We start from the raw sequence: 15,073 nt of genomic DNA on the forward strand, positions 1-15,073 counted from the left end.
CACGCCCGTCGAACCCGACGTGAACATGACGTAGGCCAGGTTGTCCGGGTGCACGGGCACGCCCACCGGCCCGGCGCCGGTCTGCCCGGGGTCGTCGTCGAGCAGGATGACGTGTCCGTTGTGGACGGTCCGGGTGGTGCTCTCGTGCGCGAGGTCGGTGACGACGACGGCGGCGCCGGCCTCGTCGAGCACCCGTCTCATGCGGTCGGCGGGCGCGCGCACGTCCAGCGGCACGTACGCCGCGCCCGCCTTGGCGACGGCCAGTTCGGCGACGACCAGGCCGGCGGAGCGCTCGACGAGCAGGCCCACCGGGTGCTCGGGGGTGACGCCCGCGGCGATCAGCCGGCGTGCCAGGCGGTCGGCCCGGGCGTCCAGCTCGGCGTAGGTCAGCGCGGTGTCCCCCGCGACGACCGCCGGCCGGTCCGGGCCGCGCCGCACCTGCTCGGCGAACAGCTCGGTGATGGTGCCGGCGGGCGGTGCGCGGTGCGCGTCGTTCCAGCGCACGAGCACCTGGTCGCGCTCGTCGTCGGACATCCACGGCAGTTCCGCGAGGGGACGCCGGGGGTCGGCCGCCACGCCGCCGAGCAGCAGCACGAGGTGCCCGGCGAAGCGCTCGACCGTGCCGGCGTCGAACAGGTCGGTGTTGTACTCGACCTGGCCGGTCAGCGCGCCGTCGCGTTCCTGGAACTCGACGGTGAGGTCGAAGATGGCGTCGCGCCGGGACATCTCGACCTGCTCGACGCGCAGGCCGGGGAGCTGCGGCGGGGTGCGGTGCGGGTTCTGGAGCAGGACCATGACGTCGAACAGCGGGTTGCGGCTGGGGTCGCGGTCCTTGCGCACCGCGTCGACCAACTGCTCCAGCGGCGCTTCGTCGTGGGCGTAGGCGTCCTGCACGGTCTGCTTGACCTGGTCCAGGAAGTCGGTGAACACCTGCCCGGTGTCCACCGCGGACCGGAGCACGACGGTGTTGACGAAGAACCCGACCAGCCTGTCGAGACCGGGGCGGTTGCGTCCGGTGGTGACGGTGCCGACGGCCACGTCGTCCTGCCCGGCGTAGCGCGCCAGCAGCGCCTGGCAGGCGGCCACGAGGACGGTGAACAGGATCGTGCCGCGCTCCTGCGCCAGCTCGCGCAGGGCCGCGGTGACGGAGGCGGGCACGGTGAACGCCTGCGCCGCGCCGCGGGTGGTGCGCACCGGCGGCCGGGGCCGGTCGGTGGGCAGCTCCAGCGGCGTGGTGCCGGTCAGCCGCCGCGTCCAGTGGTCGAGGTGGCCGCGCAGCGCGTCGCCGGACAGTCGTTCGCGCTGCCACGCGGCGAAGTCGGCGTACTGGATCGGCAGCGGCGGCAGCGGCGCCTCGCGGCCGTCCAGCGCCGCGCGGTAGAACTCGACCAGTTCCTCGGTCAACACGCCCATCGACCAGCCGTCGGTGACGACGTGGTGCGCGGTGACCAGCAGCACGTGCTCGTCGTCGGCGAGCCGCACCAGCAGCGCCCGCACCAGCGGGCCGCGCCGCAGGTCGAACGGGCGGGAGTACTCCTCCAGCAGCACGTCGTCCAGCCCGTCGGGACCGGTGACGGCCACCGGCACGTCCAGGTCGAACGGCGGGTGCACGACCTGCACGCCGCGTCCGTCGACCTCGTCCAGGGTGGTGCGCAGCGACTCGTGGCGGGCCACCAGCCCGCGCAACGCGGCGGTCAGCGCCGCCACGTCCAGCCGTCCGGCCAGACGCAGCGCCAGCGCGCTGTTGTAGCCGGAGCCGCCGGGCTGGAACTGGTCCAGGAACCACAGCCGCTGCTGGGGGAACGACAGCGGCAGCGGTCGATCCCGGTCGACGGGCTTGATGGCGTCGGTCTGCTCGGCGCGGCCGGCGAGCCGGCGGCGCATCTGCTCCCTCAGGTGCGGGGGCAGTGCGGCGATGCGGTCCTCCATCGACGACGACATGGTGTTGTCTCTCCTCACAGTTCCTGGGTGGCGCCGTCACCGAAGGCGACTCGTTCGAGTTCGAGCAGGATCTTCTCCTCGACCAGCCGCGCCAGGTTCTCCACGGTGCGGGCGGTGAGGACGTCGTGGGGGGTCAGCGGCACGTCGAAGGCCGCGCGGCAGCGGGAGGTGACCATCAGGCTGCGCACGGAGTCGCCGCCGAGGGCGAAGAAGTCGTCCTCGACGCCGACGCGGTCCGCGCCCAGCGCGTCCTCCCAGATCCCGGCCAGCACCTGCTCGGTGTCGGTCCGGGGTGCGACGTGCCGCGCGGCGGGCGCGGCCTCGACGGGGGCGGGCAGCGCGGCCCGGTCGACCTTGCCGTTGGTGCTCAGCGGCAGCGCGTCGAGCACCACGAACGCCGAGGGCACCATGTAGTCGGGCAGGTGCCGCCCGGTGAACGCGGTCAGGTCGGCCGGGTCCGGGACGCGGTCGGCCGCGGCGGGCACCAGGTAGGCCACCAGCCGCTTGACCCCGGGAGTGTCCTCGCGCGCCACCACGACGAGCTGGGCCACGTCGGGGTGACGGCCCAGCACGGCCTCCACCTCGCCCAGCTCGATGCGGAAGCCGCGCAGCTTGACCTGGTCGTCGGCACGACCGGCGAACTCCAGCACCCCCTGCGGCAGCCACCGCACCACGTCACCGGTGCGGTACATCCGCTCCCCCGGCTCGCCGAACGGGTCGGCCACGAACCGGGAGGCGGTCAGGCCCGGCCGGTCGAGGTAGCCGCGGGCCAGCCCGTCGCCGGCGAGGTACAGCTCGCCGGGGACGCCGAGCGGCGCCGGCCGCAGCCGGTCGTCCAGCACGTAGGCGCGCATCCCGTCCAGCGGCCGGCCGATGGGCACGGTGTCCGGCACGGACGCGAGGTCGGGCATCCGGTGGGCGCTGGCGAAGGTCGTGGTCTCGGTGGGGCCGTAGCCGTCCACCACGACCAGGCCGGGACAGGCCTCCATGACGCGGCGCACCGCCGGCGCGGGCACGACGTCGCCGCCGGTCCACACCTCCGCGACGCCCGCCAGGCAGTGCGGCGAGTCCTGGGCCAGCACCCGGAACAGGCCGGCGGTGAGCCAGAGCGCGGTCACGCCGTGCGCGGTGACCAGCTCGCGCAGCACCGCGGCGTCGAGGTCGCCGGGCGGGGCGACGACGGCCGTGCCGCCGCGCAGCAGCGGCACCCACAGCTCGTAGGTGGAGGCGTCGAACGCCAGCGGCGAGTGCACCAGCACGGTGCGGTGGGCCGGGCCGTCGAAGCGGTAGTCGTGGGCCAGTGCCACCACGTCGCGGTGCCGCACCGCCACGCCCTTGGGCTTGCCGGTGGAACCCGAGGTGTACTCGACGTAGGCGAGGCCGTCCGGGTGGCCGGCGACCGCGGGGCGGTCGGCGGGGCCGCCGGGATCGCCGTCGAGCACGACGACGTGACCGGTGTGGACCTCGCGGGCGGTGGTCTCCCAGGTGGGGTCGGCGAGCAGCACGCCCGCCCCGGCCTGGTCGAGCACCAGCCGCATCCGGTCGACGGGCGCGCGGACGTCCAGGGGCAGGTAGGCGCCTCCCGCCTTGATCACGGCCAGGACCGCGACCACCAGCTCGGCCGACCGGTCCAGCAGCACGCCGACGCGGTCCTCCGGCCGCACTCCCAGGGCGATCAGCCGGTGTGCCAGCCGGTTGGTCCGGGCGTCCAGTTCGGCGTAGGTCAGGGCGGTGCCGCCCGCCACGACGGCCGTGGCGGGCGGAGTCAGGTCGGCTCGCGCGGCGAACAGGTCGGCCACCGTGCCCTCGGGCGCGGTCTGGCCGGCGGGCGCCGGGAGGACGAGCCGCCGTTCCGCCTCGTCGAGGATGTCGACCTCGCCCAGGGCGCGGTCCGGATCGGCGGTCATCCCCTCCAGTGCCCGGGTCAGGTGGCCGGCGATCCGCTCGACCGTGGCGGCGTCGAACAGGGCCGGGTCGTAGCCGAGCTCGACCGCCATCTCCTCGCCGGGCCTGACGCCGACGCTGAGCGGGTAGTTCGTGGTCTCCACGGCGTGCAGGTCGCGCAGCGCCAGGCCGTGTTCGGCGGCGGCCTCGTCGTCGACCGGGTAGTTCTCGAACACCAGGATGCTGTCGAACAGGTCCACGCCGCCCGGTACCTCGCTCCAGCCCTGGAGCTCGGCCAGGGACACGTGCTGGAACCGCCGGGACTCCGCCTGCGCCGCCTGCAGGCGCCGCAGCCAGGCCGCGACCGGTTCGTCGTCGTCGACGTCCACCCGCACCGGCAGGGTGTTGATGAACATGCCGGTGATGGAGTCCGCGCCCGGCAGGTCGGCCGGTCGGCCGGACACGGTGGAGCCGAAGCACACGTCGCGCTGACCGCTGTAGCGCGACAGCAGCAGAGCCCAGGCCCCTTGGACGACGGCGTTGGTCGTCAGGCCGTTGCGCTGGGCGAAGGCGCGCAGCGCGGTGCCCGGCAGGGTGAACGTGGTCCAGCGGCCGGAGCCGCCGGCGTGGCCTTGCTCGGCGGGGCGGTCGACGGGCAGCGGGGTCGGTGCGCGGAACCCGGCGAGCACGCCGCGCCAGTACCGCTCGGCCTCCTCCGGGTCCTGCCGGTCCAGCCACCGCAGGTAGTCGCCGAACGGCCGGCGCGCGACCGGTTCGGGGCGGCGGCCGGCGGTGAGGGAGGCGTGGCAGCCGAACACGTCGGTGAGCACCTGGAAGGTGCTCCAGCCGTCGAGCAGCACGTGGTGGAAGGTCCACACGACCCGCACGGCGGTGCCGGAGACGCGGGCCAGCACCAGGCGCATGAGCGGTGCGGCGCCCAGGTCGAGTCCTTCGGTGGCGTCGCGGTCGAGCAGGTCGCGCAGCGCGCTCCGGTGCTCGTCCTCGGAAAGGCCTGTCCAGTCGAGTTCGCGGATGGGCACCTCGACGTCGCGCTCCACGACCTGGAGAGGACGGTCGACGCCTTCCCACACGACGCGGCTGCGCAGGATCGGCGTCCGCTCCACGACCTCGCGCCAGGCGCGGGCCAGCACGGCGGTGTCGGTGACGCCGTCGAGGACGAACGCGATCTGCTCGGTGTAGAGGCCGTTCTCCGCCTGCGAGAGGCTGTGGAAGACCATGCCTGCCTGCATGGGGGTGAGCGGGTAGACGTCCTCCACGCCCCGCCCGTCGCCGACCAGCCGGTCCACGCCCGCCTGGTCCAACCCGGCCAACGGGAAGTCCGACGGCGTGCGGCCCCCGACGCCCGGCTGCGCGCAGTGCGCCACGATCCCGCGCAGCGCCTCCGCCATCGCCTCGACCAGGCCGCGCACCGTCGACTCCTCGTGCACCCGGCCGCTGAAGTACCAGGTCAGCCTGAGCCGCTTGTCCTCCACGGCGCCCACGACGTCGAGCAGGTGCGGTCGGGGTGTGTCGGGCGCGGCGTCGGCGGCCAGGCCGCGGACGGTGCGGAACGCCGTCCCGCCCGCCGCGCCGGCGAACTGCCCGAGGTAGTTGAAGGCCACCGCGGGGTGCCCGGTCGTGCCGCCGCCGCGCAGGTGGCGCAGCGCGCCGTGGCCGATGCCCTTGCGCGGCACGGACCGCAGCCGCTCCTTGACCGACTTCAGCACCGACCCCCAGTCGTCGCTCCCGGCGGGGGCCTCCAGCGCCACGGGGAAGACGGACGTGAACCAGCCGACCGTGCGGGACAGGTCCACACCGTCGAGGAAGTCGCCGTCGCGGCCGTGGCCCTCCAGGTCCACCACCACCCGGTCCCGACCCGTCCACTCGGCCAGCACCCGGCCCAGCGCGCTCAGCAGCACGTCGTTGACCTGCGTGCGGTACACCCCCGGCACGTCCTGCAACAACGCCCGCGTCGTCTCCGCGTCCAGCTCGGCGGTGACGCCCCGCACCGTGCCGCTGGTGTTGGCTCCGTCGAGGTCCACCGGCACGTCGCGGTCGCCCGCCGCGGCCGCCCAGTGGTCGGCCTCGTCGTCGAACCCGCCGTTCGCGGTGTGCTCGACCAGCTTCAACGCCCACTCCCGGAACGACGTGGTCTTCGCCCCGAGATCGACCGCCTCACCGCGCAGCACCTGCCGGTAGGCGGTGTCCAAGTCCTCCAACAGGACACGCCACGACACGCCGTCCACCACCAGGTGGTGCACGGCGAGCAGCAGCTGCCGCCCACCGGCCCCGCCGTCGAGCAGCGCCGCGCGCAGCAGCGGACCGCGCGCGAGGTCGAAGCCGCGGTGGACCTCCTCGACGACCACCCGTCGCGCCTCCTCGTCGGCGTCGGGCAGCTCGTGCTCCGACAGCACGTCCACCGGTTCGTCCGGGGCGTTGTGCTGCCGCCACCCGCCGTCGCCGGCGCGCTCGAACCGCATCCGCAGCGCGTCGTGGTGGCTCACCAGCGCCGCCAGCGCCCGCCGCAGCGCCGCCACGTCCACGTCGTCGGCGAACTCCAGCAGCACCGACTGGTCGAAGTGCTCGGGCCGGGGCGGTTCGGCGTCGAGGAACCAGTGCTGGATCGGGGTCAGCGGAACCTCGCCGGTGACCGGGCCCTGCGGCACGGCCTCGACCGCGTCGGCGGCGGGTGCGGCGGCGGCCAGCGCGGCGACCGTGGTGTGGGTGAACAGGTCGCGCGGCACGAGGGCGAACCCGGCCTGCCGGGCGCGCGAGGTGATCTGGATGCTGATGATCGAGTCGCCGCCCAGCTCGAAGAAGTCGTCCTCGACGCCGACCCGCTCGACCCCGAGCACCTGCGCCCAGATCTCCGCGAGCACCCGCTCGGTGTCGGTGCGCGGCGCGACGTGCCCGGAACCGGACGCCTCCCACTCGGGCGCGGGCAGCGCCTTGCGGTCGAGCTTGCCGTTGCCCGTCAGCGGGAAGCGGTCGAGCACGACGAACGCCGAGGGCACCATGTGCTCGGGCAGGGAGCGGGCCAGGAAGCCGCGCAGCTCTGCGGCGACGGGCGCGGTGCGGCCCGCGGTGGGCACGAGGTAGCCGACGATGAGCTTGCGCCCGGCGTGCTCGCGGACGACGGCGACCGACTCGGCCACGTCGTCGTGCGCCTCCAGCGCCGCCTCGATCTCGCCCAGCTCGATGCGGAAGCCGCGGATCTTGACCTGGTGGTCCGCGCGGCCGAGGTAGTCCAGCCTGCCGTCCTGCCAGCGGGCCAGGTCACCGGTGCGGTACATGCGCGTGCCGGGTTCGCCGAAGGGGTCGGCGACGAACCGGGACGCGGTCAGGCCCGGCCGGTTGAGGTAGCCGCGCGCCAGGCCCGCGCCGGCGACGTACATCTCGCCGGTGACGCCCGGCGGCACCGGCCGCAGGTCGTCGTCGAGGACGTACACGCGCAGGTCGGGGATGGGCTCGCCGACCGTGCCGTCGGCGGGCGTCCACGTGACGTGCACGGTGGTCTCGGTGATGCCGTACATGTTGATCAGCTCGCCTGGGCCCTCCCAGGCGGCCAGCTTGCGCACGTCCAGCGCCTCGCCGCCGAAGACGACGTAGCGCAGGCTCAGCCCCGTCGGTCGTTCGGCGATGAGCTGGTAGAACGCCGAGGGCGTCTGGTTGAGCACGGTGACCCGCTCGTCGGCCAGCAGCCGCGCGAAGTCGCGTGGGGAGCGCGAGACCTCGTGCGGCACCACGACCAGCCGCCCGCCGTGCAGCAGCGGTCCCCACAGCTCCCAGACGGAGAAGTCGAAGGCGTAGCTGTGGAACAGCGTCCACACGTCGTCGGGGCCGAACCCGAACCAGTGGTCGGTCGCCGAGAACAGCCGCGCCACGTTGGCGTGCGGGATGACGACGCCCTTGGGCTTGCCGGTGGAGCCCGAGGTGTAGATGACGTAGGCGGGGTGCTCGGGCCGCAGGTCGACCTCGGGCGCGGTCGCGGGCACGCCGGACAGGTCCGGCAGCTCGGTCAGCGTGAGCACCGGCCGGGCGTCCTCGACCATGCCCGCCACCCGCTCGGCGGGGTACGACGGGTCGATCGGCAGGTACGCCGCGCCGGACTTGAGCACGCCCAGGACGGCCACCACGAGGTCGATCGAGCGGGGCAGCCGCAGCGCGACGTACCGCTCGGGCCCGGCGCCGTGCGCGGCCAGCACGTGCGCCAGCCGGGTGGCGCGGTCGTCCAGCTCGGCGTAGGTGAGGGCGTGGCCCTCGCAGGTGACGGCGACGGCGTGGGGCGTGCGGGCGACCTGTGCGGCGAACTGCGCGGGGAGCGTGGCCACGGGGTAGTCGCGGCCGGTGGGGTTCCACTCCACCAGCACCTGCCGGCGCTCGGCCTCATCGAGCATCCGCAGGTCGCGCAGCGGCCGGTCGGGTTCGGCGAGCAGGTCCTCCAGCAGTGCTCGCAGGTGCCGGCCCAGTCGCTCGACCGTGGCCTCGTCGAACAGCGCCTGGTCGTGGTCCAGCTCGACCACCAGCCGCGGCCCCGGCGAAACGACGACGGTGAGCGCGTAGTTGGTCGGCTCGTGGGCGCGCACGTCGTGCAGCCGCAGGCCGTGCTCGGCCATGGCGTCCTCGTCGAACGGGTAGTTCTCGAAGACCAGGATGCTGTCGAACAGGTTCACCCCGCCGGGCAGGTCGCTCCACGCGCGCAGCCGGGACAGCGGCACGTGCTCGAAGCGGCGCGCCTCGGCCTGGTCGGCCTGGAGGTCGCGCAGCCACGACAGCTGGTCGCGGTCCCGGTCGACGGCGACCCGGGTCGGCACGGTGTTGATGAACATGCCGACCATCTGCTCCACGCCCGCCAGGTCGGCGGGCCGGCCGGAGACGGTGGTGCCGAACACGACGTCGGAGGTGCCGCCGTAGCGGGCCAGCAACAGCGCCCAAGCCCCCTGCACGACGGTGTTCACGGTGAGGCCGGCGCGCTGCGCGGCGGTGCGCAGCCGCTCGGTCTGCTCGGCGGTCAGGTCGAAGCGGACGGTGCCGCCGGACTCGGCGCGGTGGGCCTCGACCGGTCGCCGGTCGTAGGGCAGCGGGGTCGGCTCGTCGAACCCGGCGAGCACCCCGCGCCAGTACTCCTCGGCCGACGCGCGATCCTGCCGGTCCAGCCAGTGCACGTAGTCGCGGAAGGGGCGCCGGGAGGTCGCCGGCCCCGGACCGCCGCGGGAGATCGCCGCGTGCTGCGCGCAGACCTCGGTGAACAGCTGCGCCGCCGTCCAGCCGTCGAGCAGCACGTGGTGGAAGGTCCACACCACCTGGACCTCGTCGTGCGACAGCGCCGCGATCATCACGCGCATCAGCGGCGCGGCGCCCAGGTCCAAGCCGGCGGCGCGGTCTCGCTCCAGGAACCGGCGCAGCTCCTCGTCGCGGCCGGCCTCGTCCAGGCCGGTCCAGTCGAGGTGCGCGACCGGGAGGGTGACGTCGCGGCGCACGACCTGGAGCGGTTCGGGCAGGCCCTCCCACGCGATCTCGCTGCGCAGCACGGGGTTCCGGTCCACGACGCGCTGCCACGCCTCGCCCAACGCCCGCGGGTCGGTCACCCCGGACACGCGGAAGTGCACCTGGTTGAAGTAGGCGCCGGAGGCGCCCCGGTCGACCAGGCCGTGGAAGACCATGCCGGCCTGCATGGGGGTGAGCGGGTAGACGTCCTCCACGCCCCGCCCGTCGCCGACCAGCCGGTCCACGCCCGCCTGGTCCAACCCGGCCAACGGGAAGTCCGACGGCGTGCGGCCCCCGACGCCCGGCTGCGCGCAGTGCGCCACGATCCCGCGCAGCGCCTCCGCCATCGCCTCGGCCAGCCCGCGCACCGTCGACTCCTCGTGCACCCGGCCGCTGAAGTACCAGGTCAGTTCGAGGCTGCCGCGCTCGACCGCGCCGACCACGTCCAGCAGGTGCGGTCGGGGTGCTTCCGGCGCGTGGTGCAGTTCCAGGCTGCCGCGCACGGCGTGCACCAGTCCGCCCTCGACGGCGGACCAGTCGAGCCTGCCCAGGTAGTTGAAGCTGATCCGCGGCCCGTCAGCGCCGGGCTCGTGCAGCGCGCCGTGGCCGATGCCCTTGCGCGGCACGGACCGCAACTGCTCCTTGACCGACTTGAGCGTGCCGCCCCAGTCGCCGTCGGAGACGGGGACCTCCAGCGCGACCGGGAAGATCGACGTGAACCAGCCGACCGTGCGCGAGAGGTCCACACCGTCGAGCAGGTCCTCGCGGCCGTGGCCCTCCAGGTCCACCACCACCCGCTGCCGACCCGTCCACTCCGCCAGCACCCGGCCCAGCGCGCTCAGCAGCACGTCGTTGACCTGCGTGCGGTACACCCCCGGCACGTCCTGCAACAACGCCCGGGTCGTCTCCGCGTCCAGCCGGACGGTGACGGTGCGGGTGGAACCGGCGGTGCCAACCCCGTCGTGGTCGACGGGCAGGGACGGGTCGATCGCGGCGGTCCGCGCCCAGTGGTCGCGCTCGTCGTCGAACCCGCCGTTCGCGGTGTGCTCGACCAGCTTCAACGCCCACTCCCGGAACGACGTGGTCTTCGCCCCGAGATCGACCGCCTCACCGCGCAGCACCTGCCGGTAGGCGGTGTCCAAGTCCTCCAACAGGACACGCCACGACACGCCGTCCACCACCAGGTGGTGCACGGCGAGGAACAGCAGTGGGCGGTGTCCGTCCACAGTGAACAGCACTGCCTTGGCCAGTGGCCCGTTCGAGAGGTCGATGTCCGCGTGCGCCCGCGTGGTGACGGTCCGAACGCGGTCGTCGTCGTCCGGGGACACCTCGTGGACGTCGAGGACGTCACCGTCCTCTACCGGGGCGTTGTACTGCCGCCACCCGCCGTCGTCGGCATGCTCGAACCGCATCCGCAGCGCGTCGTGGTGGCTCAGCAACGCCGCCAGCGCCCGCCGCAGCGCCGCCACGTCCACGTCGTCGGCCAGTTCCGCGGTCAACGACTGGGCGAAGTGCCCGGGATGGTCGGGGTTCGTGGCGAACAGCCACCGCTGGACCGGGGTCAGCGGCACGTCGCCGACCACCGGGCCCTGGTCGGCGGTCGCCTGCTCGGGCCCGGCCACGGCGGCCAGGGCCGCCACGGTGGGGTGCCGGAACAAGTCGCCGGGGGTGAGCGCGAAACCGGCGCGGCGGGCGCGCGACACGACCTGGATGCTGAGGATCGAGTCGCCGCCCAGTTCGAAGAAGTTGTCGTTCGCGCCCACCCGGTCCACGCCCAGCAGCTCGGCCCAGATGTCCGCCAGCACGGTCTGCGGCCCGTCGGCGGGCGCGAGGTGCGCGGCGCCGGCGGTCCCCCAGTCCGGCTCGGGCAGGGCGCGGCGGTCCACCTTGCCGTTGGCGTTGAGCGGGAGCGCGTCCACGACCACGAACGCGGACGGCACGAGGTAGTCGGGCAGCGAGCGGTTCAGGAACCCGCGCAACTCCGCCGCGTCCGGCCGCTCCACGGTGTGCTCGGCGGTGGTGAGGTAGGCGACCAGGCGCTTGCGGCCGGTGTCGTCCACCCGCACGACGGTCACCGACTGCGCGACGGCGGGGTGCTCGGCCAGCGCCGTGTCGACCTCGCCCGGCTCCACGCGGAAGCCGCGGATCTTCACCTGGTCGTCGGTGCGGCCGACGAACTCGACGGTGCCGTCCGGCCGCCACCGCACGACGTCGCCGGTGCGGTACATCCGCTCCCCCGGCTCGCCGAACGGGTCGGGCACGAACCGCTGCGCGGTCAGGCCGGGGCGGCCGAGGTAACCGCGGGCCAGGCCCGCGCCCGCGATGAACAGCTCACCGGGCACGCCGATCGGGGCCGGTGACAGCGCCTCGTCGAGCACGTAGACGCGCATGTCGTCCAGCGGGCGGCCGATGGGCACCACGTCCGGGACTCCGGCGGCGGCGGTCATGCGGTGCGAGGTGGCGAACGTCGTGGTCTCCGTGGGGCCGTAGCCGTCGACCACCGCGATGCCCGGACAGGCCTCCAGGACCCGGCGCACGGCGGCCGCGGGCACCACGTCGCCACCGGTCCACACCTCGCGCAGCCCGGCCAGGCAGGCGGGGTCGTCCTGTGCGACGGCGCGGAACAGCCCGGCGGTCAGCCACAGGCCGGTCACGTCGTGTCGGGTGACCAGGTCGCGCAGCAGTTCCGCGTCGAGGTCGCCGGGCGGGGCTACAACGACGGTGCCGCCGTTGAGCAGGGGGACCCACAGCTCGTAGGTGGTGGCGTCGAACGCCGGCGCCGAGTGCAGCAGCACGCGTTCGTGCGCGCCGCCGAGGAAGCGCGAGTCGCGGGCCAGCGCGGTCACGTCGCGGTGCCGCACCGCCACGCCCTTGGGCACACCGGTCGAACCCGAGGTGTACATGGCGTAGGCCAGGTTGTCCGGGTGCGGCGACACGTCCGGGTCGGTGGCGGGCTCGGCCGAGAGGTCCGCGTGGTCCATGACGACGACGTGACCGTCGTGGGTGGACGCGGCGGTGTCGCGCCGGGACCGGTCGGTCACCAGGACCCCGGCGCCGGTCTCGGCCAGCAGCACCGCCAGCCGTTCGGCGGGCGACCTGGTGTCCAGCGGCACGTACGCCCCGCCCGCCTTCACCACGGCCAGCTCGGCCACGACGAGGTCCGCCGAGCGGCCCAGCAGCAGCGCCACCGGCTCCTCCGCGCGCAGGCCGCGGCGCAGCAGGTGGTGGGCCAGCCGGTTGGCCCGGGCGTCCAGCTCGGCATAGCTGAGCGACGTGCCGTCGGCGAGCACGGCGGTGGCGTCGGGCCTGCGGCGGACCTGCGCGGTGAACAGGGAGGTGATCGTGGCCGGGGCCAGGTCCCGGCGGGTGTCGTTCCACTCCTCCAGGACCCGGTGGCGTTCCGCCGGGTCGAGCAGCGGCAGATCGCCCAGCGGGCGGTCCGGATCGGCGGCGACGGCCTCCAGCAGGACCCGGAGGTGACCGGCCAGGCGCTCGATGGTGGCGGCGTCGAACAGGTCGGTGTTGTACTCCAGCGCCACGTCCAGCGCGTCGCCCCGGGGCCAGAACTCGACCAGCAGCTCGAACCGGGCGCGCGGGCGGGGCAGGTGGTGCTCCTCGACGCGCAGCGCGTCCACCGCGGTCGGTTCCACCATCGCCTGCTGGAGCACGACGAGCGCCTGCACCAGCGGCGTGCGGCTGGGGTCGCGGTCGGGCTGGAGCTCGTCGACCAGCCGGTCGAAGGGCAGCCGGTCGTGCGCGAACGCGTCCAGCGAGGTGGCGCGCACCCGGCTCAGGAAGTCGCGGAACGGCAGGGCGGGGTCCGCGGTGGAGCGCAGGACGAGGGTGTTGACGAAGAAGCCGACCAGGTCGTCCAGCTCCGGCCTGCCCCGGCCGGAGGAGGCGGTGCCCACGGCGACGTCGTGCCGGCCGGTGTAGCGGGCCAGCAGCACCTGCACGGCGGCGGTGAGGGCGGTGAAGAGGGTGGCGCCGTCGGCGCGGCCCAGTTCGGCCAGGCGCCGCACCAGGTCGGCGGGCAGTGCGGCCCGGTGCACGGCGCCGGACGTGGTGCGCCGCGCGGGCCGGGGTCGGTCGGTGGGCAGGTCGAGCGGTTCCAGGCCGGCGAGCCGGTCACGCCAGTGGTCGAGTTCGGCGGCCTCGACCTGGTCGTCGAGGCGTTCGCGCTGCCACACGGCGAAGTCGGCGTAGCGGACCGGCAGCGGGCGCAGGTCCGGTGCGGTTCTTCGCAGCGCGGCCCGGTACAGCTCCACCAGGTCGTCCACCTGCACGCGGACCGACCAGCCGTCGGTGGCGATGTGGTGCTGGTCGAGCAGGAGAACGTGCTCGTCGTCGGCCAGCCGGGCCAGCACGGCGCGGGCCACGGGGCCGCGGGCCAGGTCGAACGGGGTGGTCAGCTCCTCGGTGAGCACCCGGTCGAGGGCCGCGTCGCGGTCGGCGGGCGCCACCCCGGCCAGATCGACCACGCGCAGCGGCAGCGTGCCGTGCGACGCGACGACCTGCACGCCCCGACCGTCGACCTCGTCGTAGGTGGTGCGCATGGTCTCGTGCCGCTCGACCAGCCCGTCCAGGGCGGCACGGAGGGCGTCCTCGTCGAGCGGCCCGGACAGCCGCAGGCCGACGCCCGTGTTGTAGTCGGTGGCGGTGGGGTCGAGGCGGTGCAGGAACCACAGCCGCTGCTGGACCGGGGACAGCGGCAGCGCGGCGTCGCGCGGGGCGGGCGTGATGCGGTCGTCCTCGCCGGCGGGCCGCCGATCGGCCAGCAGGGCGGCGAGGCCCGCGACGGTGCGGGCGTCGAACACGTCTCCGGAGGACAGGGGGACGTCGAGGGCCGCGCGCAGGCGGGAGACCACCCGGATGGCCTGGATCGAGTCGCCGCCCAGGCCCAGGAAGTCGTCGTCGGCGCCGATCCGGTCGGGCGCCACGCCGAGGACGTCGGCCCAGGCGGCGGCGACGGCGGTCTCCGCGGGGGTGCGGGGTGCCACCCGTGCGGCGCGCGACGGGGCCTGCCAGTCGGGGTCGGGCAGGGCCTTGCGGTCCACCTTCCCGTTGGCGCTGAGCGGCAACCGGTCCACCGCGGCGAAGGCCGACGGCACCATGTAGTCGGGCAGGGTCCGCAGGACGAGTTCCCGCAGTTCGTCGTCGGTGGGGAGGCGGTCGCCCTCCGGGACGACCCAGGCCACCAGGCGCTTGGCGCCCACGTGGTCGTGGCGGGCGGCGACGGCGGCCTGCGCGACACCGGGGTGACGGGCCAGGGCGGCCTCGACCTCACCGGCCTCGATGCGGAAGCCGCGGACCTTGACCTGCTCGTCGACGCGGCCCACGAAGTCCAGCTCCCCCTGCGGGTTCCACCGGACCAGGTCGCCGGTGCGGTACATCCGCTGTCCCGGCGGGCCGAACGGGTCCGCCACGAACCGCTGCGCGGTCAGGCCGGGGCGGCCGAGGTAACCGCGGGCCAGGCCCGCGCCCGCGATGAACAGCTCACCGGTCACCCCGTCGGCCACCGGGCGCAGGTCCTCGTCCAGGACGTACGCGCGCATGCCGTCGAGCGGTCGGCCGATGGGCAGCACGTCCGGGACGGCCCCGAGATCGGCCATCGGGTACGAGGTGGTGAAGGTGGTGGTCTCGGTGGGGCCGTAGACGTCCACCGCGGTGGTGCCGGGGCACGCCTCCACGACCCGCCGCACGGCGGCGGCGGGCACGACGTCGCCGCCGGTCCACACCTCGCGCAACCCCGCGAAGCACG

Annotated in this window: 2 protein-coding genes; both read right to left on the reverse strand. The window is 74.6% G+C overall.

The genetic code is table 11. The annotated features are described in order from the left end of the window. Positions 1–1,941, reverse strand: a 1,941-nt coding sequence (locus ACFQ3T_RS26560; protein WP_380727038.1) for a condensation domain-containing protein, incomplete at its 3' end; no start/stop codon positions are given. A 14-nt stretch (positions 1,942–1,955) separates the two neighbouring features. Beyond that, positions 1,956–15,073 (reverse strand): amino acid adenylation domain-containing protein (locus ACFQ3T_RS26565; protein WP_452603487.1); only part of this gene is annotated, 13,118 nt, incomplete at its 5' end.

Origin of the sequence: Saccharothrix hoggarensis, assembly GCF_042678885.1 — a bacterium.
GTDB lineage: Bacteria > Actinomycetota > Actinomycetes > Mycobacteriales > Pseudonocardiaceae > Actinosynnema > Actinosynnema hoggarensis.